18 protein-coding genes and 1 pseudogene are annotated in these 18,874 nt (G+C 70.6%); 10 read left to right on the forward strand and 9 right to left on the reverse strand.

The window, feature by feature from the left end:
- The first annotated feature begins 84 nt into the window (after positions 1-84).
- Together ACFWI8_RS07360 and ACFWI8_RS07365 are read left to right on the forward strand one after the other, a co-directional pair.
- Positions 85-915, forward strand: coding sequence for an oxidoreductase (locus ACFWI8_RS07360; RefSeq protein WP_387086899.1), 831 nt, complete (start codon positions 85-87; stop codon positions 913-915).
- A gap of 82 nt (positions 916-997) precedes the next feature.
- Positions 998-1,735: an NADPH-dependent F420 reductase gene (locus ACFWI8_RS07365; protein WP_387086901.1), complete on the forward strand. Its 738-nt coding sequence runs from the start codon at positions 998-1,000 to the stop codon at positions 1,733-1,735.
- Between the two features lie 391 nt (positions 1,736-2,126).
- On the opposite strand, the gene ACFWI8_RS07370 is transcribed toward ACFWI8_RS07365, so the two are convergent.
- The 4 genes from ACFWI8_RS07370 to ACFWI8_RS07385 are packed head-to-tail and all read right to left on the reverse strand — an operon-like array spanning position 2,127 to position 6,722.
- Positions 2,127-2,990 (reverse strand): carbohydrate ABC transporter permease, encoded by an 864-nt coding sequence (locus ACFWI8_RS07370; RefSeq protein ID WP_387086903.1) that lies wholly within the window; start codon positions 2,988-2,990, stop codon positions 2,127-2,129.
- A 32-nt stretch (positions 2,991-3,022) separates the two neighbouring features.
- Positions 3,023-3,961 carry a carbohydrate ABC transporter permease gene (locus ACFWI8_RS07375; RefSeq protein WP_387086905.1) on the reverse strand — a complete coding sequence of 313 codons (939 nt, stop codon included), beginning with the start codon at positions 3,959-3,961 and terminating at the stop codon, positions 3,023-3,025.
- Positions 3,962-3,982: 21 nt separating this feature from the next.
- Complete coding sequence (locus tag ACFWI8_RS07380; RefSeq protein WP_387086907.1) at positions 3,983-5,245, reverse strand: extracellular solute-binding protein; 1,263 nt, start codon at positions 5,243-5,245, stop codon at positions 3,983-3,985.
- Positions 5,246-5,252: 7 nt separating this feature from the next.
- Complete coding sequence (locus tag ACFWI8_RS07385; RefSeq protein WP_387086909.1) at positions 5,253-6,722, reverse strand: alpha-L-fucosidase; 1,470 nt, start codon at positions 6,720-6,722, stop codon at positions 5,253-5,255.
- Positions 6,723-6,867: 145 nt separating this feature from the next.
- Here ACFWI8_RS07385 and ACFWI8_RS07390 point away from each other — a divergent pair, with 145 nt between their 5' ends.
- Positions 6,868-7,716: a helix-turn-helix domain-containing protein gene (locus ACFWI8_RS07390; protein WP_387086911.1), complete on the forward strand. Its 849-nt coding sequence runs from the start codon at positions 6,868-6,870 to the stop codon at positions 7,714-7,716.
- Between the two features lie 146 nt (positions 7,717-7,862).
- Here the strand turns inward: ACFWI8_RS07390 and ACFWI8_RS07395 are convergent, their stop codons facing one another.
- Complete coding sequence (locus ACFWI8_RS07395; RefSeq protein ID WP_387086913.1) at positions 7,863-8,084, reverse strand: hypothetical protein; 222 nt, start codon at positions 8,082-8,084, stop codon at positions 7,863-7,865.
- Between the two features lie 48 nt (positions 8,085-8,132).
- Here ACFWI8_RS07395 and ACFWI8_RS07400 point away from each other — a divergent pair, with 48 nt between their 5' ends.
- The 5 genes from ACFWI8_RS07400 to ACFWI8_RS07420 all read left to right on the forward strand — a co-directional run bounded on the left by ACFWI8_RS07400 (position 8,133) and on the right by ACFWI8_RS07420 (position 13,011).
- The gene (locus ACFWI8_RS07400; RefSeq protein WP_387086915.1) at positions 8,133-8,597 is read left to right on the forward strand and encodes an ATP-binding protein; all 465 of its coding nucleotides are present in this window, start codon (positions 8,133-8,135) and stop codon (positions 8,595-8,597) included.
- A gap of 104 nt (positions 8,598-8,701) precedes the next feature.
- Positions 8,702-9,967: an FAD-dependent oxidoreductase gene (locus ACFWI8_RS07405; protein WP_387086917.1), complete on the forward strand. Its 1,266-nt coding sequence runs from the start codon at positions 8,702-8,704 to the stop codon at positions 9,965-9,967.
- 57 nt (positions 9,968-10,024) lie between these two features.
- A complete protein-coding gene (locus ACFWI8_RS07410; RefSeq protein ID WP_387086919.1) occupies positions 10,025-11,152 on the forward strand; it encodes a cupin domain-containing protein in 1,128 nt (375 codons plus the stop codon).
- A 75-nt stretch (positions 11,153-11,227) separates the two neighbouring features.
- Positions 11,228-12,112 (forward strand): fumarylacetoacetate hydrolase family protein, encoded by an 885-nt coding sequence (locus tag ACFWI8_RS07415; RefSeq protein WP_387086921.1) that lies wholly within the window; start codon positions 11,228-11,230, stop codon positions 12,110-12,112.
- An 83-nt stretch (positions 12,113-12,195) separates the two neighbouring features.
- Complete coding sequence (locus ACFWI8_RS07420) at positions 12,196-13,011, forward strand: IclR family transcriptional regulator (protein WP_387086923.1); 816 nt, start codon at positions 12,196-12,198, stop codon at positions 13,009-13,011.
- A gap of 61 nt (positions 13,012-13,072) precedes the next feature.
- On the opposite strand, the gene ACFWI8_RS07425 is transcribed toward ACFWI8_RS07420, so the two are convergent.
- The 4 genes from ACFWI8_RS07425 to ACFWI8_RS07440 are packed head-to-tail and all read right to left on the reverse strand — an operon-like array spanning position 13,073 to position 16,471.
- On the reverse strand, positions 13,073-14,071 hold the full coding sequence (locus ACFWI8_RS07425) for an ABC transporter substrate-binding protein (protein ID WP_387086925.1): 999 nt from the start codon (positions 14,069-14,071) through the stop codon (positions 13,073-13,075).
- Positions 14,068-14,835 (reverse strand): ABC transporter ATP-binding protein, encoded by a 768-nt coding sequence (locus tag ACFWI8_RS07430; RefSeq protein ID WP_387086927.1) that lies wholly within the window; start codon positions 14,833-14,835, stop codon positions 14,068-14,070. Before ACFWI8_RS07430 ends, ACFWI8_RS07425 begins: the two co-directional genes overlap by 4 nt.
- Complete coding sequence (locus ACFWI8_RS07435) at positions 14,835-15,680, reverse strand: ABC transporter permease (RefSeq protein WP_387086929.1); 846 nt, start codon at positions 15,678-15,680, stop codon at positions 14,835-14,837. Before ACFWI8_RS07435 ends, ACFWI8_RS07430 begins: the two co-directional genes overlap by 1 nt.
- Positions 15,677-16,471, reverse strand: a complete 795-nt coding sequence (locus ACFWI8_RS07440; RefSeq protein WP_387086931.1) for an ABC transporter permease — start codon at positions 16,469-16,471, stop codon at positions 15,677-15,679. Before ACFWI8_RS07440 ends, ACFWI8_RS07435 begins: the two co-directional genes overlap by 4 nt.
- 350 nt (positions 16,472-16,821) lie before the next feature.
- Here ACFWI8_RS07440 and ACFWI8_RS07445 point away from each other — a divergent pair.
- A pseudogene (locus ACFWI8_RS07445) lies at positions 16,822-17,316 on the forward strand (MerR family DNA-binding transcriptional regulator).
- 175 nt (positions 17,317-17,491) lie between these two features.
- Complete coding sequence (locus tag ACFWI8_RS07450) at positions 17,492-18,868, forward strand: sodium/glutamate symporter (RefSeq protein ID WP_387086933.1); 1,377 nt, start codon at positions 17,492-17,494, stop codon at positions 18,866-18,868.
- The last annotated feature ends 6 nt before the right edge of the window (positions 18,869-18,874 follow it).

The raw sequence follows: 18,874 nt of genomic DNA on the forward strand, positions 1-18,874 counted from the left end.
CGTGGGTGAACCATGGTTCACACTAGTGAGTGAACCATGGTTCATCATCTTACCCGTAGGGACATGAGTCGTAGGGAATATGCCATGACCGCCAAGATCGCCCTTGTCACCGGTGCCTCATCCGGCATCGGCGAGGCCACCGCCCTGAAACTCAAGGAACTCGGCTACACCGTCTACGGCGCGGCACGTCGCACCGAGCGCCTGGAGCCGCTGGCCGACCGTGGCGTCCTGCCGCTGGCGATGGACGTCACCGACGACGCGTCCATGCGTGCCGGCGTCGAGCGGATCGTCGCCGAATCGGGCCGGATCGACGTGCTGGTGAACAACGCCGGCTACGGCTCCTACGGTGCGATCGAGGACGTGCCCATGGCCGAGGCCCGCCGCCAGTTCGAGGTCAACGTCTTCGGCGCCATGCGGCTGGCCCAGCTCGCCCTGCCCCACATGCGCGCCCAGCACGGCGGCACGATCATCAACATCAGCTCCATGGGCGGCAAGATCCACACCCCGCTCGGCGGGTGGTACCACGGCACCAAGTTCGCCATCGAAGCCCTCAGCGACTGCCTGCGCATGGAGGTCAAGCCCTTTGGTATCGACGTCGTCGTCATCGAGCCCGGCGGCATCGCCACCGAGTGGGGCGGCATCGCCGCCGACCACCTCCGGGAGACCTCCGGCACGGGCCCGTATGCCAAGCAGGCCGACGCCGTGGCCACCTCCCTCAGCTCCGAAGCCAACGCCAAGCGCAACTCCCCACCCCAGGTCATCGCCGACGCCATCGGCAAGGCCGTCACCGCCCGCCGCCCCAAGACCCGCTACGCGACCGGCTTCGCCGCCCGCCCGATGATCGCCATGCGGCGCGTCCTGCCCGACCGCGCCTTCGACGCCCTCATGCGGCGTGCGACTGGAGTTCCCACCTGAACGTTCGCCCGCACCCTCGCGACACCGCGGGCTTCTCGGAGACCCGCGGTGCCCGGACCCGACTCGACGGGAGACGCCGCACGTGACGAAGACCCTCGGAATCATCGGCTGCGGCCACGTCGGCGGCACGGTGGCCCGGCTGGCGGTAGCGGCAGGTCTGGATGTGGTGCTCAGCAACTCCCGCGGACCTGAGACCCTCACCGACCTCGTCGCGGAACTCGGCACGCGCGCCCGGGCGGCCACGCCCACCGAAGCCGCCCAGGCCGGCGACCTCGTCGTGGCAGCCGTCCCCCTCCACGCCCACGATCAACTCCCCGCCACGGCCCTGGCCGGCAAGACCGTCGTCGACACCACCAACTACTACCCGGAACGCGACGGCCACATCACCGAACTCGACACCAACGAACTCACCTCAAGCGAACTCGTCCAACGACACCTCGCCGACGCCCACGTCGTGAAAGCCCTCAACAGCATTGGGCCACACCAGTTGCTCAGCCTCGCTCGGCCGGCTGGTGCTTCCGACCGCAACGCGCTGCCGATCGCGGGCAATGACGCGGGCGCCAAGGGGGAGGCGACACAACTGCTGGACGCTCTTGGCCATGACGCGGTGGACATCGGCAGCCTCGCCGACAGTTGGCGGAGCGGACCGAACACCGCGCTCTACGGCGTCCTCTATGTCGGGCAACCGCCCTCCGGGATGAACGCCGAGGAGTTGCAGCAATGGGCCGCTCAGACTCCAGGAGTCCCGGTGCCAGCCGAACGGGTGAAGGCCCTGGCCGACTCGGCAGCCCGCGGTGCCGCGGGCGCCTCGTACACGTGACGGTGGGCCGGGCCTGGAGGGCTGGGAGACTGACTCAGCGAGGGGGCCGAGCCGAGTGACTGGTTCTCACACCCGTCTCCTCCGGGAGGGGCTGAGGCGGACCATCTCGTCCGGCGCGGCCCGTTCCCCCGCGGCCGACACCGCCGAAGGGCCTACTGCCGGGCGCAGTGCGACGGGCCCGGACAGAATCGGCGCGGGCAGTTCACCCCGGAAAACGACGTCCAACAGGTGAATGCTGACGGCGTCGGCGAGGCGGGGCACCGACACCTCGACGACTTCCCGGGCGGTCCCCCCACGTCCGGAAGCGACTGAGGCTGACCGCGACTCCCGGCAGGCCCGTGCGAGGGCCCGCTCACCGGCGTGCCGGGCAGCCCTTGGCCGACCGACCGTGTCAACCCTTTCCACCTGTGGTGGCGATGCCCTGGACGAAGAAGCGCTGAGCGATGAGGAACAGCAGGAGGACGGGTGCCACGGCGACACAGCTGGCGGCCAGCAGGGTGCCGTAGTCCGTGGCGTACAGCGTCTGGAAGAAGCGGATTCCGACGGGCAGCGTGAACTTGGCGGAGTCCGTCAGGAAGATCAGCGGGCTGAAGAAGTCGTTCCAGGAGGCGACGAACTGGAAGAGCGCCACTGTCATCAGGGCGGGCCTGGACAGGGGTAGCGCGATCTGCGCGTACTGGCGCAGCCGGCTGGCGCCGTCGATGTGGGCGGCCTCGAAGAGCTCCTTCGGGATGCCGAGGAAGAACTGCCGCAGCAGGAATATGTAGAACGCTCCGCCGACCCCGAGGAAGCTGGGCACGGTGAGCGGCAGATAGGTGTCGAGCCAGCCGAGCTCCTGGTAGATCGAGTAGGAGGGGATCAGGGTGATGAAGGGCGGCAACATCATCGTGGACAGCAGCACCGCGAAGAGCGGGCCACGGGCCCGGGAGCGTAGGTGGGCGAAGGCGAATGCGGTCAGCGAGCAGCACAGCACGGTGCCGATGGTCGAGACGACGGCGACGAGGAGGGAGTTGCCGAAGTAGCGCCAGATGGAGATGCCGGCCGCGGCGGTGGAGAAGTTGTCGGTGTCGAAGCGCTCGGGCCAGAAGGTGGGGGGATAGGCGGTGATCTCGCTGGGTTCCTTGAAGGCGCCGGAGAGCATCCACAGGAAGGGCAGGATGAAGAAGAAGGCGGCGATGCACAGGGGGACGTAGAGCGGGACGAGCGCGACACGCCCTCGGGGCAGCGTCAGTCTGAGCGTGTTGTTCTTGACCATGGCCGGCGGGTTCCTCCGCGGTACTCGGGGCGTCAGGAGCCCAGGTAGTGGACGTGTCGGCGGGAGAGGCGCAGCACGGCGACGGTGAGCAGCACGATCACCAGGAACTGCACCCAGGCCAGTGCCGAGGCGTAGCCCACGTTGGAGTAGGAAAAGGCCTCGTTGTACAGGTAGAGGCCGAAGAAGTAGGTGGAGCGTTCGGGGCCACCGCCGGTCATGATGAAGGGCTCGGCGAAGATCTGCAGGGCGCCGATGAGCCCCATGATGACGTTGAAGAGGATGACGGGGGACAGCAGCGGCACGGTGACGTTGCGGAACCGCGCCCACCAGCCGGCGCCGTCCACGGTGGCGGCTTCCCGTAGGTCGTTGGGGATGTCCTGGAGGCCGGCCAGGAAGATGATCATCGCGCCGCCGGTGGCGGTCAGGCTCATCAGGACCAGCGCGGGGATCGACCAGGTGCTGCTGGCCAGCCAGTCGGGGCCCTCGATCCCGACCCGGCCGAGGAGGTGGTTCAGAATCCCCGCCGTGGGGTCGAACATCCACAACCAGACGACGATGAGCGGCACCCCCGTCACGATCGACGGCAGGAAGAAGACTGTGCGGAAGAACGTCCGGCCCCAGATGCGGGTATTGACCATGGCGGCGAGGGCCAGGGCGAGGACGGTGCCCAGCGCGACCCGGGCGCCGGCGTAGAGGAAGGTGCGCCCGAAGGAGGGCCAGAAGTCCGGGTCCGCGGTGAACATGACCCGGAAGTTCTGTATGCCGATGAACTCGGGTGCGTTCACGCCGTCCCATCGGGTGAAGGCGGCGTACAGGGAGTAGAGCATCGGCCCGAGGGTGAGGCCGACGAGGCCGATCAGCCAGGGGCTGAGGAAGAGCCAGAAGGCCGCGGATTCCGAGCGTGCTGCCTTTCGCCAGCGGGAGATCGGGGTTGTGGACCGCGCGGGGGGAGTCCTGAGAAGAGTGGTCATGAGGTTTTCCGATCCGGCCGTTCAGGCCCGCAGGATCTGGGTGCCGCGTTCCTGCACCTGGCGCAGGGCCTCGCGGACCGGGACGTCGCGCGTCTGCACCGCCTCGACCTCCTGGCCGAGGATGTCCCACACCTTGTTGAAGATGCCGCCCTGGTAGGCGACGAGCTGGCGGTCCATGTCCTGGAGCATCTGTGTCCAGGGGAGTGCTCGGTCCTCCGGCTGAAGGTCGTCCTGCCACTGGGCGGCGGCCGTCGCCAGCGCGGGCGTGCCGATGGGCTGGAGGAGCCGCTGGGCGTCGGGGTCGGTCGACAGGAACGTGGCGAAGTGCCAGGCCTCTTCCTTGCGTCGCGAGCCGCCGAAGATCGCCACGTTGTTGTTCTGGTAGGTGCCGACCCACTCTGCCGGATAGGGCGCGACGCCCCACTCGAATCGGGTACCGATCTGCTCCCGGTAGGAGGCGAGCGCGTAGCCGGGGAAGAGCTCCATCCCGAAGACACCGCTGGTGAAGTTCACCGCGTACTGCGACTGGGCGCCGGTCGGCATGGCCCGGTGCTCGTGGATGAGGTCCGAGATCAGCTCGACCGCCGACACCATGCGCTCGTCGGTCGCGGTCATCGTCCGGCTCTCCACCGAGAACGGCAGCCCGCCGTGGACCGTGGCCACGTCGTAGGGGAAGAGGCCGAAGGCGGCGGGCATCCCCCAGACCCGATCGCCGCCGGATGCCACGGCCGCCGCGGTCTCGACGACGTCACGCTCGCTCCAGCCCGGCTGGGGGAGGGGCACCCCGCGCTCGGTGAGCAGCGTCGCGTTGTAGGCGATGCCCTTGGGATAGACGATGACGGGCAGGCACAGCAACTGGTCGCCGATCCGGGCGGGGTTGAGGGAACCGGGCACCCACCGGTCCTCCGTCAGGCCGTCGGCCTCGACGAAGTCCGTCAGGTCGGCGTATCCCCCGAGGTGGCTGAGGCCGGAGACCCAGCTTTCCGCGACGACCATCACGTCGGGCGCCGTGCCGCCGCGGAGCATCAGGGGCAGCCGTTGGGAGAAGCCCCAGGAATCGGCGTAGGTGTAGCCGATCCGGGCCTCGGGGTACTTGCGCCGGTAGAGCTCGACGATGCTCTCGTAGATGCCGATGGAGACGGTGTCCCCGTGGAAGCCGAAGAGGAGCTCGTCCCGGTCGCGGGTGAACCCGCAGCCGGCGAGGCCGCCGGCCGCCGCGGTGGCCGCGCCGAGGCCGGCCGCCGCGCCGAGCAGGCGTCGTCTGGTGATTCCGTGTCGCGCCATGGTCGCCTCAGTCCGATCCGAGCTCGACGGCCAGGGCGTTGACGTAGGGGGTGGGGGCGTGGTCGGGGAGGTCGACGACCAGCTCGCCGCCGGGGTAGATCTGATCGAAGGGCACAGGGCCGTGGCCCAGCAGCCGCACGGCGGCGACGCGGTCCTCGAGGCGGATGCTGCGGATGACGGTGCGGCCGTCCTTCGGCCAGGCCATCTGGAAGGCGTAGACGGTCCGGTCGCGGCGGGTGAGCCGGTGGTCGGCGGCGGTCCACGGAACGCGCGTCTCGGTGAAGCCGTCGACGACGACACCGCTGGAGCCCTCGACGCCGTCGCGGAACGGCCTGGTGCCGTGGATGCCCTCGCCGCACAGCGCCATCCAGTCGGCGAGTTCGGTCAGCAGGTGCCGGCACTCCTCGTCGATCGTCCCGTCCGGGAGTTGCGGGATGTTGAGGAGCAGGTTGCCGTTCTTGGCCACGACGTCGACGAGGATCTCGATCACGTGGGCCGGGGTCTTGTAGACGGCGCGCACGTCGTAGAACCAGCCGCCGACGCAGGTGTCGGTCTGCCAGGGGTAGGGGGTCAGCCGTTCCTCCTGGCTGCGTTCGACGTCCAGGACGCCGATGCGGCGGACGTGTTCCTGGCGGTCCTTGTGCAGGTAGACGGCCTGGTTGTGCCCGTCGTTGGCGGCCGCGCTGGTGTTGTACAGGTGGGCGGCGGCGCGCAGTCCGGCGTCGAGGCCCTGCGGGCCGAACGGCGGGGCGCCGTCGGAGTAGAGCAGGTCGGGCTGGTAGCGGTCGATCATCTCCGTCACCAGCTCCAGCCAGCGCAGGTGCCACCACTCGTCGGGGGTGTACCAGGGGGCGACGGGGTCCGGCCGCCGCCCGGCACGGTGGTGTTCGTGGTTGGGCAGGTAGAGGTCCTCGAAGGCGGGGTCCGCGCCGTCGTAGGGCACCCCGGCCCGCGGACCCGTCGCGTCCGAGCCCTTGTTCACCGCCCACCAGCTGAACGCCGCGCCCAGGTGCTCGGTCAGCCCGAACGGCAGGCCGTGCCGGTGCGCGGCCGCCCGCCACAGACCGACGATGTCCTTGCCGGGACCGACCTCGGCCGCGTTCCAGCGATGCAGTCGGGACGGGTAGGTGAGGAAGTGGTCGTGGTGTGAGGCGAGCGCGACGAAATAGCGCGCACCGGCGCGGGCATACAGATCCATCAATCCGTCGGGGTCGAAATGCTCGGCTTTCCAGAGCTTTACCAGATCCTTGTAGCCGAACTCCGACGGGTGCCCGTACCTGCGTACGTGGTAGCGGTACTGGTCAGAACCCTCGACATACATGTTGCGGGCGTACCAGTCCCCGTACCTGGGGACGGACTGCGGTCCCCAGTGGGACCAGATGCCCAGCTTGGCGTCGCGGAACCAGTCCGGACAGACGAACTCCCCGAGGGATTCCAGCGTGGGAACAAAGGGCTCGGGACGTGGCAGGTCGGGCATCAGTCAGCACTCCGGGGCGGGAATTTCTGGTAGGTGCCGGACGACGGTAGGACCGGAAACGGGGACGGGCCAATGGGCGGGACGCGACATCACTGGTCCGTTCTCACCATGGCGCGCCGGGGCCACACGGAGGTAGCGTCGCGGCATGTCGGACACGCGATCACCGGTGCGATGGGCGGTGCCGTTGCGGGAACCGCCCGTCATCGCGGACATCGGGGTGGGTCGGCACGGCGTCGTCAGCCGGGTGGACGAATGGTGCCTTCCTGACCTCTGGTCGCTCCATCTCTACGGCTACTCGGGCGAGTTGGAAGTCGGCGGCGCGGTCCTTCCGATCGCCCCTGGCCGGGTGAGCCTGGTGCCGCCCGGCACGGCCACCCGATACCGCTACCACGGCGAGGCCGTGCACCTCTTCGCCCACATCCGGCTGCCGGACGCCGCGCCGGGTGACGGCGTCGAACTGCCCGTGATGCTGGACTGCGGGGCCGACCTGCCCCGCGTCCGCGACCGCTTCCAGACCGCGCTCGACTCCCACGCCCGGCTGCCCCACCTGGGGCGGGCCGAGCTGTGGAGCCTGCTGTGCCACCTCGCCGGCCGCCAGGTCTCCCGCTACGACGACGCCCTCGGCCTCCACCCCGCGGTGCGCGCCGCGCTCACCCACATCGAGACCCGACTGCGCGAACCGCTCGGCGTAGCCGAACTCGCCGAGCTCGTCGGCCTCTCCCACAACCACCTGGGCCGGCTGTTCCGCGCGCAACTCGGCAGCACCGTCGTCGGCTACATCCGCCGCCACCGCGTCGCCCGAGCCCATCACCTACTGACGAGTACATCGCTGCCGGTCAAGGCGGTCGCGCCGATGGTGGGTTTCCGCGACCTACAGACCTTCAACAAGGCCTTCCGCCGGGAGTACGGCATCCCGCCGAGCGCCGCCGGCCAGGGCGTCATGGTCCGCCCCGCGGCAGCCACCGACGACGACAAGTCCACCTCGGGGGCCTGAGGTCGTGCGCGCGTCTCCCAGGAGGTCGGATCGCCGGGTTGGGGAACCGCGACCTCCACGGCGGGGCCCCAGAGAGCCAGCCGTTCCTGACAGATTCCGCACGGAGGCAGGATCAGGACCCGATCGTGGTCCGGGTCCCGGCTGACTCAGACGGACGCGACGACGGCACGCTGTTCGGTGAACGCCTGGATGAGCGCTCCGGTCTCATGACAGAGGATCACCGCCGCGTTGAGATTGTCCAGACCGACGCTGGTGAGAACGCCTCCGTCAGCCACCCGGACGGCCGCCGCCCCGCCTGGCTCACCCGGGGGCCAGCGTCGGCTCATCAGGTCCACCGCGGCATCGACGAGTGCTTGGTCCAGCGCCATGGAAGGGGAGCCTCGCACCTTCCGATCGCCCGAGCGGACTGTCAGGCGGTGACGGACGCGCTGCTGCCGGACCGCCCCCTGGACGACATCGCGCTGTTCGTCGCCCGCACCAACGCCCTCGACGCGCGCCATGTCGCGCAGTGGGAGCTGCCCGCCGACCCGTCGGCCGTCGCCGGAATGCGTGCCGCCGTGACCGAGCAGCTGACCGAGTGGCGCCTCCAGGAACTGGCCTTCACCACCGAACTGGTCGTCAGTGAGCTCCTCGGCGACGCCATCCGCCACGCCGCGGGACCCATCCGGCTACGCCTGCTGCGCAACCGCAGCCTGATCTGCGAGGTCGCCGACGGCAGCGCCATCGCCCCGCACCCGCGCAGCGCCGCCAGCGGCGACGAGGGCGGGCGCGGACTGTTTCTCGTCACGCAGATGGTCGCCAGCTGGGGCACCCGCTACACCAGCACCGGCAAGGTCATCTTGACCGAACAGGCCATGCCGCCGCCCAGCTCCGGCGAGTGACGGTCGACCCACCGTCCCGGGCCGGACGGCAGCATGTTTTTCTACACTACGGAAATCATGCAAGTGCTATTTCCTATGCATGGAACCCGTGAGAGGTTGAGCCCATGGCAGCACAACAGCGTGGACTCAACGACGGGCCGGTCCTGGTGGTCGGCGGCGGCCCGGTGGGGATGGTGGCCGCCGCCTGGCTGGCCCGTCTCGATGTGCCGGTCGTCCTGATCGAGGCCGAGGACGAGCCGAAGACCGACTGGCGGGCCTCCACTTTTCACGCGGCGACGCTTGAACTCCTCGACGAGCTGGGCGTCTCCGAGCAGATGCACGCCGAGGGCCTGCGCGTGCCGATCTACCACTTCCGGGACCGCGTGGAGGGGCTGATAGCCGAGTTCGACTTCCGGCTGTTGGCGGACGAGACGCCGTTCCCCCACCGACTTCAGCTCAACCAGCAGCACCTGGTCCGGATGCTGCACCAACGGCTGCGCACCACCCCGGGCGTGGAACTGCGCTTCGGCAGCCGGGTCACCGGCTTGCGGCAGCGTCCCGGCGGTGGGGTGACGGTCTCCCTCCGGACCGCGACCGGGACCGAGGAGCTGACCGGCTCATACGCGATCGGCGCTGACGGAGCCGGCAGCACGGTGCGCGGCGCCCTGGGGGTCGAGTTCGCCGGCTTCACCTATCCGGAGCGGTTCCTGATCGCCAGCACCTCCGTCGACCTCGCCCAGGTGCTGCCGGGCATCGCCGAGGTCAACTACGTCGCCGATCCGCGCGAGTGGCTCTTCCTGCTGCGCACCCCGGAGTCCTGGCGCGCGGTCTGGCCGGTGCCCGCCGGGCAGAGCGAGGCGGAGGCGCTGGACGAGGACACCCTGCGCCGCCAGTTCCAGGGGGTGGCACCCCGGGCGGAGGGCTATCCGATCATCGACCGGCAGCTCTACCGTGTCCACCAGCGGGTCGCCGAGACCTTCCGGGTCGGTGACGTGCTGCTGGTCGGGGACGCCGCGCACATCAACAGCCCGATGGGCGGGGTCGGCCTCAACAGCGGCATCCACGACGCGGTCGACCTGGCCCGTCGCATCGGGCGGATCGCGGCGGGCGGCGCCGACGTGGACGCCGAGTTGGACGCCTTCGCCGAACGCCGCCACCGGGTCGCCGTGGAGTACGTCCAGGCCGACACCCAGCGCAACACCGAGCGGCTGATGGAGACCGACGAGACCCGCCGCCGCGCCGCGCACGACGAGATGCGAACGATCGCGGCCGACCCGGTGCGCGCCCGTGCCTACATGCGCCGGGCCTCGCTGCTGGAGAGCGTGCGCCGCTTCGGGATCGGTCTCCCGCCCGGGAGCACTCCCGAGCACGCCGGCACCCGCGTGCCCTGAGCCGCCGCACCCGTCCGCCGACGCCCGCACCCATCCGCCGACGATCTGGAGGCCCCCATGCCCATCGCCGAGGAGACCCCGGAGACCCGGGAGTCCCAGGTGTCCCAGGAGACCGACCCGGAGCTGTGTGCCCTCTACCAGGACATCGAAGCCGCCGGGTTGCGCCCGCTGTGGACCATCACCGAGCAGCTGCTCACCCCGACGCCCCGGCCCCGGGCGGTGCCCTGGCTCTGGCGCGCCTCGGACCTGCGTCCGCTCGCCGAACGCGCCATCCGGTTGGTTCCGGTGGAGCGTGGCGGGGAGCGCCGGGTCCTCTCGTTGACCAATCCGGGTCTTGGCGGCCGGCCCTACGCGGCCGGCACCCTCTGGGGCGCGCTCCAGTGCCTCGGCCCCCGGGAGACCGCCCCCGCGCACCGGCACACCCCGGGCGCCGTCCGCTTCGTCATCGAGGGCGACGGCGTGTGGACCACGGTGGACGGCGATGCCTGCGACATGCGCCCCGGCGACCTGGTGCTCACCCCCGGTGGCGCCTGGCACGACCACGCCAACGGCGGGGACGACCACATGTACTGGTTCGACGGCCTCGACCTGCCGATGATCGAGGCCCTGGACGCCGTCTTCTTCGAGCCGCACCCCGAGCTGCGACAGCCGGTGGTGGGCGAACACAACCGCTCCGAGCGGGAGTTCCTGGGGGCCGGCGGCGCGTTGGCCGACACCATGGTGGCCGGCGCGGTGCGCGGCCCGCTCGACGCGGAGCCGTCCGGGCTGCTGGTCTACCGCTGGGCGGAGACCGACCGGCGGCTCACCGAGCTGGCCGCGGGAGGCGAGGAGCCGCTGGTCAGCGTGGAGTTCACCAACCCGCGTTCCGGCGCCAGCGTGCTGCCCACCCTCTCCTGTGGCATGCACCGGGTGCGGCCCGGCGGCGGGTCCACCCCGGTTCGGCGCAGCGGCAACCGGATCTACGTGGTCTTCCGGGGGTCCGGCCACAGCGTGCTCGACGGGCGTCGCTTCGACTGGACCGCGGGCGACATGTTCGTGGTCCCGTCCTGGGTGGCCGAGGAACACCACAGCGTCGACGGCGCGGACCTGTTCTCGCTCGGCGACGACCCGGTGCTCCGCGCGCTTGGCGTCTACCGCGAGGAGCGCCTGCCGCCGGCCCAGGAGATCACCGATGTCTTCGGCTGAGCCCGCCGGGCCCACCCGGACCGACCCAGCCGCCCGGCCGACCCCGGCCGCCGAACCGAAGGAGAACAGGACGACATGAAGCTGGTGATCTTCGACGACCATCGCCTGGGCGTGGTGGATGGAACGGGGGAGGGGGCGCGGGTGGTCGACGTCACCGAGGCGTTGGGTTGGCCGCACGACCCGGAGCCGCTGACCTCCGGTTGGTGGCGCCGGCTGTGCCGGGACTTCCCCGAGGCGCGGCCGCGCCTGGCCGCGGCCGCCGCGGCCGGCGAGGGGCGGCCGCTCGCCGAGGTGCGGCTGCGGGCGCCCGCCGTCAACCCCAGCAAGATCGTGGCCTGCGCGTGCAACTACGCCGACCACGTGGCAGAGATGCACGGGGTCCAGGAGCGCACCCTGGGCGGCGTGGAGTCCTGGATGATGAACTTCGACGTCTTCCTGAAGTCGCCGTCCTCGCTCTCCGGCCCCGCCGACGACATCGTGCTCCCGGAGGAGATCGTCGCCGCCGGTCAGGAGATCCACCACGAGTCGGAGCTGGTGATCGTGGTGGGGCGGGGCGGTCGTGACATCCCGGAGGAGCGGGCGCTCGACCACGTCCTGGGCTACACCCTCGGGCTGGACATCACGGTGCGCTCGGCGGCCGACCGCTCCCGCCGCAAGAGCTATGACACCTTCAGCCCGCTCGGCCCGGTGCTGGTCACCGCCGACGAGATGGGTGACCCCGGCGCCCTGGAGATCCGGCTGGACGTCAACGGCGGCGAACGGCAACACGTCAACACCCGGGACCTGTTGACGCCCGTGCCGGCGATCGTCTCCTACGCCTCCCACATGATGACGTTGCTCCCCGGCGATCTGGTCTTCACCGGCGCGCCGCCCGGGGTGGGGGCCATCGAACCGGGCGACACCGTGCACGCGTCGATCGCCGGGGTGGGCGCGATGACCCTTGCCGTCCGGCGGGGCTGACCGCGCCCGGGGTCCCGGGCAGGCGGTGAATCCCGCACCGCCCGGGACTCCTCGACGGAAAAGAAGTGGGCTAGAATTCTTTTATGCCGAAAAATGTTCCCGCGGGGCGCCGGGCCACCGCCCCGTTGAGCGGCGCCGGTTCGGGCATCAGCTCGGTGGACAACGCCCTGCGGCTCCTCGAACTGATCGGGGAGCGGCAGGCGCTGCGCGTCTCGGAGGCCGCCGACGAACTGGGGGTCGCGCCCTCCACCGCGCACCGGCTGCTCAACGCGCTGCGCCGGCGCGGTTTCGTGCTCCAGGAGAAGCCCAACACCGCCTACCGGCCCGGTCCGGTGCTCAGCGAGATCGGGCTGGCCGCCATCGGCCGGGTCGACATCCGGCAGGTGGCCAGGCCGGTGCTGGAGGAGGTCAGGGACCGCACCGAGGAGACGGTCAGCCTCTCGCTGCTGGAGGGGCGCAACGTCCGGTTCATCGACTGCGTGGAGAGCCCCCGAGCGGTCCGGGTCGGCAACCGCACCGGGGTGGTGCTGCCGGCACACTGCACCGCCGCGGGCAAGGCGATCCTGGCCGCGATGCCCGAGTCCGAGCTGGCCCGCCGGTTCGCGGACGCCGAGCTGGTCACCCGCACCGAGTTCTCGGTCGCCGAATGGACCACGCTGGCCGCCGAGTTGGCCGAGATCCGGCGGCTGGGCTACGCGGTCAACCTCGAGGAGGGTGAGCTGGGCATCTCCGCCGTGGCCGCCGTCCTCCGGGACCGGGCCGGCACCCCGCTGGCCTCGGTGGCGGTCGTGGTCCCGGCGCACCGCCTCGCCGCCAGGGAGCAGGCGGGGCGGCTGGCCGAGCTGCTGCTGACCGCCAGGGACCAGCTCCAGGAGACGCTGCGCGGGCAGCTCACCTGACCCCGGGCCGCGCGGGGCCCGCCCTCGGGGCGGTGAGGGCGGGGCCGGGGAAGCGCGGTGGTCAGTCCGCCACGGCGCGTTCGTAGTCCAACTCGGCGTCGGTGAGTCCGATCTCCCGCATCACCGCGTGGATGGCCTCGATCGACTCCCGGTCGTTGCCGCCGTGCCAGACCGGCAGGTTCATCTCGCCGGCCAACTCCGGGGACAGGTCGCTGATCTCGGGCAGCGCCTCGCGGAAGGCGTCCGGGTCCTCCGCCACCGAACGCGCCGTCCGCTCGACGCCGGCCCGGAACGCCGCCACCAGCTCGGGGTCGTCCGCCACCCGCTCCGAGGTCATCAGGTAGGTGCCGATCTGCAACCCGGGCCGGGTGTTGACATAGGGGCTGGCGAGCACCCGCAGACCCTGCGAACGGCCGATGGAGGCGAACGGTTCGATCAACAGGCCGGCGTCCACGTCCCCGCGCTGGATCGCCGCCGGGATGTCCGGCAACGGCATCTCCACGAAGCGGACGTCGTCGTTGGAAAGACCCGCCTCGGTCAGCACCGAGTTGATCACCACGTCATTGATGTTCTGGAGCGAGTTGACCGCGATCCTGCTCCCGTCCAGATCCTCCGGAGAGGTGATCGGGCTGTCCTCCGGGACCACCAGCGAGGCGAAGTCCTCCGCCGGCTCCTCCGCGGTGGAGGTGCCGGCCGCCACCATCTGGATGGGCATCCGCCGCCCCATCGCGATCATCGCCGAGACCACGTTGGAGCCGGCCACGTCGATGTCGCCGCTGAGCAGCGCGGGGATCACACTCGCGCCGCCGCTGGACGGGCTCACCCGGAGGTCGACCCCCTCGTCGGCGAAGTAGCCCTGGGACACCCCGTAGGCCAGGAACGAGGACGGCACGCCGGCGGTCTCCGAGACCACCAGGGTGTCGCCGTCGCCGTCCCCGCCGCCGGAGACGTCGGCCCCGGACAGGTCGCCCCCGTAGTCGCTACAGGCCGCCGTGCCGAGCACCAGCAGCCCGGCGAGCGCGCCGGCCAACGTACCCTGCCGGCCTCGCCGCCCGCTCACGCCGCCACCGCCCCGCCGTCGATCGCGGCGAACAGCTCGCCGCGCAGCCGGGCGAACTCCGGGTTCTCCTTGGTGCGCACCTGGTCCCTGGGACGCGGCAGGTTCACCGTCACCTCGTGGCCCACGGAGGCCGGCGGACGCAGCACCAGCACCCGGTCGGCGAGATAGATCGCCTCGTCGATGTCGTGGGTGACGAAGAGCACGGTCACCCCGTAGCGCTCCCAGACCTGGAGCAGCAGGTCCTCGAGCCCCGACCTGGTCTGGGCGTCCACCGAGGCGAACGGCTCGTCCATCAGCAGGATCTTTGGCCGGTAGGCCAGCGCCCTGGCGATGGCCACCCGCTGCTGCATGCCCCCGGAGAGCTGCCAGGGGAAGCGGTCGCCCCGGCCGGCCAGGCCCACCGCGTCCAGCGCCTCCTCGGTCAGCGCCGCCGCCTCCCGGCGGTCCACCCCCTTGTAGCGCAGCGGGAAGGCGATGTTGCGGCGGACCGTCATCCAGGGCAGCAGCGAGCGGCTGTAGTCCTGGAAGACGAACGCCATGTCCTTGGGCGGCCCGGTCACCGGCTCGCCGCGTAGCGTGATCTCGCCAGAGGTGTAGGGGATCAGGCCGGACAGACAGCGCAGCATGGTGGTCTTGCCGCACCCGGAGGAGCCCAGGATGCAGACGAACTCCCGGTCCTCGACGGTGAAGTCGAGGTCCGCCACGGCCGGCGCCGCGCTCGGGTCGGGGCCGTAGACCTTCCGCAGGTGGGAAACGTTGAGCATCAGACTTCTCCGTCGGACGAGGGGGCGGCGGAACGCGCCGACCGCTTGGCGGTTCTGGTGTTCGTGGCGGCGGCCGGCGAGGCCAGGCCCTTGAGACCGAAGTGCCAGGCCAGCACCCGACGTTCCAGGCGCTGGAAGAGCCAGTTGAGGACGTAGCCGAGCACCCCGAGCAGGATGATCCCGGTCCACATCTCCGGGATGGCGAAGGAGCGTTGCTGCTCCAGCACGAAGTAGCCGAGGCCGTTGCTGCTGGCCACCATCTCGGAGACCACCATCAGGATGATCGCGATGGCCAGCGAGGTGCGCATACCGGCGAAGATCCGCGGGGCCGCGCCCGGCAGGATGATCCGCAGCACCCGAGCGCCCAACGGGACGTGGTAGGCGCGGGCCATGTCCAACTGCTGACCGTCGACCCCCCGCACCCCGTCGATGGTGTTCAGCAGGATCGGCCACACCGCGCCCAGCACGATCACGAAGATCTTGGAGCTGTCGCCGGAGCCGAAGAGCAGCAGGGAGAACGGGATCAGCGCCGGGGCCGGCAGCGCGCGCAGGAACTCCACCACCGGCTCGGCGGCGGTGCGCAGCATCCTGGACATCCCCAACACCAGGCCAAGCGTCACGCCGACGGCGACCGAGGCCAGGTAGCCGGCCGACATCCGCAGCAGTGAGGGCACCAGGTCGCTGCTCACCCGATCGAAGAGCCACAACTCACGGAAGTACTGGAGGATTTCGCCCAGCGGCGGGAAGTAGAAGCTCTGTGCCCGGGCCGTCCACAGGCCGTAGCCGACCAGCAGAGCGGCGGGCAGGGCCAGCTCCAGCAGGAGCCCGAGGACACGGCGGTTCACTGGGCCACCTCCTGGCGCTGCGACGGGTGCCACTTCAGCAACCGACGCTCGACGGACTGGAAGACGCTGTTGAGCAGCCAACCGACCAGTCCCGTGACGATGATCAGGGCGTACATCCGCGGCAGGTTGGCGTTGGACTGGGCCACCACGATCGACTGCCCGAGGCCGGGCGCGCCCACCACCAGCTCGGCGGTGACCGCCAGCACCAGAGCGATGGCGGAGGAGATCCGCAGCCCGGTGGCTATGTAGGGGGCGGCGCTCGGCAGGGTGACCCGGAAGAACCTGGCGCTCGGCGGCAGCCCATAGGACCGGGCGGTGTCCCGCACCACCGGGTCCACGTCCTGCATCCCGTAGATCACCTGGAGCAGGATCGGCCAGAAGGTGACGAAGACGATCAGGAAGACCTTCATCTCCAGGCCGACGCCGTAGACCAGCACCGCCAGCGGGATCAGCGCCACGGAGGGCACCGGGCGACAGAACTCGATGACCACCCGGGCCGCCCGGTAGGCGGTCTGGTTGGAGCCGAGCAGGATGCCGCAGGGCACGGCCAGCAGGCTGGCCAGCGCCAACCCCAGGGCCCAGCCGCTCAGCGTGCGACCGATCTCCGTCCAGAGCGGATGCCCGGCGGCCAGCTTGAACAACTCCGCGTAGGTCTCGGTGATCGGCGGAAACCAGCCACGGGAGAGCAGCCCGGTGCGCGAGCACAACTCCAACGCCAGCAGCACCGCGAGCACCCCGGCGATCTTCAGTCCGAGGTCCCGCACCCAGCGCTGACCGAGAAGGCGCGTCACACGACCAGAGCTGTCCGCCAGACGTGCCCGAGCTGTCCCCTGAGGAGCGCTTGTGGCCGCTGCGGCCCCTTCGAGGCTCATGACACGACAGCGGTGGTTTCGGACCGGCTCATGGCGACTCCTTCGTGCTTGAACGGGGTGCCCTGCAAGCTACGGTCTGATTCCGCCTACAGCAATACATTCGTTTGAACTTCCCTCTATAAGAAAAAGTGGCGGTCGGAGGACCCGCCGCGCGGTCCCGGAACGGCTGTGGCGCGACCCGGACGCCGGGTTCGAGTTCGCGGTCGAGGAGGCGAAGCGCGTCGTGGCCCTCGGCGGAGACGGCCAGGGCCCAGGAGGAGCGGTAGACGGTGTTGATCGGTGAGGTCGCGCGACGGTCCGGGGTCAGCGCCCGGATGCTCAGGCACTACGAGGCGCTCGGCCTGGTGCGGCCGACGGGCCGCACCGACTCCGGCTACCGGGAGTACTCCGGCGAGGACATCCGCCGGATCTTCCACGTCGAGAGCCTGCGGGCGCTGGGTCTTTCGCTGCGCGACGTCTGGCGCGGCGACCGCACTGCTGCGGGACGCCCTCACCGACCCCGACACCGTGGGCACCGGGTACGCGGCGCTGGCTTCGGGGGCACGGGGGAGTGGCCGACGCGATCCCCACGCTCCTCGACATGGTCGTCGAGGAGCGGAACGACGCCGACGCGGCCGACGCGCTGAGCACGCTGGGCTCACCCAGGCGCTCGCGGACATCCCGGGGCCACCGCGTCCCGTGCCCTCGCGGAACTGACACACGACGAGGACCGTGCCGTCGCGCTCACCGCGACCTACGTCCTGCGGCTGCGCGACGCGCCGTAGCGAACCGCCTGGCACGCGGATGTTTCCCGCCGATGACCTGCGCGTCAGAATTTCTCGCCATAACTACCGCGTATAACCCTGTTCGACTCTTCGTATAGGTAGCTCCCTATCCTCCGCCGCGCCGCTGCTGATAGAAATCCTGGCTAAGAAAAGCACGTGGCGGAGGAGTGAACGGATGGAATACACCCCCTGGTCGCTGTTGAGCGATGCGGGACTCGTCGCGGCGCTGCTCGTCGTCGGCGCCCTGCTCCGCGCCCGACTGGTGATCATCCAGCGCCTGATGCTGCCGTCGAGCGTGCTGGCCGGCGGCCTGGGGCTGCTGCTCGGCCCCGAAGTGCTCGACGTCCTGCCGTTCTCCGACCAACTCGGCACCTACGCTTCGGTGTTGATCGTCGTCGTGTTCGCTTGCCTCGCGCTGTCGAACGATTCCGGATTCGGCACCTTCGGGAAATCGACCGGAAAATTCTCGCTCTACTCGATCGGCAGTTATGCGGTCCAGGTCGGGCTCGGCGTGATATTCGCGCTGATATTCCTCGGGCCGGTGTGGGGCACTCCGGAGGCGTTCGGGACGCTGTTGTTCGCCGGCTGGGCCGGTGGCTTCGGCACCGCCGCCGCGCTCGGCTCGGCCTTCGAGGAGGACGGCTGGCAGCAGGCCAGCTCCCTCGGATTCACCTCGGCCACCGTCGGCATGCTGGTCGGGATCGTCGGCGGCATCGTGATCACCAACTGGGGGGCCCGCCGCGGCCACGCCAAGGGCGTGGGCACCTTCGACAGCCTCCCGGAGGAACTGCGTTCCGGGCTCGTCAGGGAACCCGCCGACCGCGCCTCGACCGGCACCGCCACCACCTCCGCCGTCTCCATCGAGCCGCTGGCCCTGCAACTGTCGCTGGTGGCCGCCGTGTCCGCGGCCGCCTACGGGCTGGCCGAGTGGGCCGGCGACCTCTACCCCGACTTCGCGGTCCCGGTGTTCGCGTTGGCCTTCGTCGTCGGCCTGCTGCTCCGGCTGGCCGGCAGTCGCACCCCGGCCTGGCACTACGTCGACCCACGGACGATCAGGAGCGTCTCCGGCACCGCGACCGACGTGCTGATCGTCTGCGGCATCGCGTCCATCGTGCCCAGCTTCGTCGCCGAGTACGTCACGCCGCTCGTCCTGCTCTTCGTCCTCGGTCTCGCCATCTGCCTGGTCCTCTTCCTGGTCGTCGCGCCCCGCGTGTTCGAGCGTGACTGGTTCGAGCGGGCGCTGTTCACCTGGGGCTGGGCCACCGGGTCCGTCTCCACCGGCATCGCCCTGCTGCGGATGAGCGACCCGAAGCTGGAGTCCGGCACCCTCGACGAGTTCGGCCTCGCCTACCTGCCGCTCGCCCCCATCGAGACTCTGACCGTCACGCTCACCCCCACCATCGTCGCCGCCGGCGCGGCGTGGGCCCTGGCCGGTGGCTGGACGGCGCTCGGGCTGCTCGCCACCGGGGCCGCGCTGCTCCTCGCCCGCGGCACCTGGCGGCGATCGACCGGCGCCGTGGCGCCCGAGACCGCGCGCCACCCCACCGCCTGACCCCCG

The sequence above is a fragment of the Streptomyces sp. NPDC127098 genome, assembly GCF_042722465.1.
Taxonomy (GTDB): domain Bacteria; phylum Actinomycetota; class Actinomycetes; order Streptomycetales; family Streptomycetaceae; genus Streptomyces; species Streptomyces millisiae.

Bases quoted from the DNA above. Each gene is read 5' to 3' on its own strand.
- ACFWI8_RS07375 (WP_387086905.1), bottom strand. From the start codon at position 3,961: ATGACCACTCTTCTCAGGACTCCCCCCGCGCGGTCCACAACCCCGATC.
- ACFWI8_RS07405 (WP_387086917.1), top strand. From the start codon at position 8,702: ATGGCAGCACAACAGCGTGGACTCAACGACGGGCCGGTCCTGGTGGTC.
- ACFWI8_RS07410 (WP_387086919.1), top strand. From the start codon at position 10,025: ATGCCCATCGCCGAGGAGACCCCGGAGACCCGGGAGTCCCAGGTGTCC.
- ACFWI8_RS07380 (WP_387086907.1), bottom strand. From the start codon at position 5,245: ATGGCGCGACACGGAATCACCAGACGACGCCTGCTCGGCGCGGCGGCC.
- ACFWI8_RS07390 (WP_387086911.1), top strand. From the start codon at position 6,868: ATGTCGGACACGCGATCACCGGTGCGATGGGCGGTGCCGTTGCGGGAA.
- ACFWI8_RS07420 (WP_387086923.1), top strand. From the start codon at position 12,196: ATGCCGAAAAATGTTCCCGCGGGGCGCCGGGCCACCGCCCCGTTGAGC.
- ACFWI8_RS07360 (WP_387086899.1), top strand. From the start codon at position 85: ATGACCGCCAAGATCGCCCTTGTCACCGGTGCCTCATCCGGCATCGGC.
- ACFWI8_RS07450 (WP_387086933.1), top strand. From the start codon at position 17,492: ATGGAATACACCCCCTGGTCGCTGTTGAGCGATGCGGGACTCGTCGCG.
- ACFWI8_RS07415 (WP_387086921.1), top strand. From the start codon at position 11,228: ATGAAGCTGGTGATCTTCGACGACCATCGCCTGGGCGTGGTGGATGGA.
- ACFWI8_RS07430 (WP_387086927.1), bottom strand. From the start codon at position 14,835: ATGCTCAACGTTTCCCACCTGCGGAAGGTCTACGGCCCCGACCCGAGC.
- ACFWI8_RS07395 (WP_387086913.1), bottom strand. From the start codon at position 8,084: ATGGCGCTGGACCAAGCACTCGTCGATGCCGCGGTGGACCTGATGAGC.
- ACFWI8_RS07385 (WP_387086909.1), bottom strand. From the start codon at position 6,722: ATGCCCGACCTGCCACGTCCCGAGCCCTTTGTTCCCACGCTGGAATCC.
- ACFWI8_RS07370 (WP_387086903.1), bottom strand. From the start codon at position 2,990: ATGGTCAAGAACAACACGCTCAGACTGACGCTGCCCCGAGGGCGTGTC.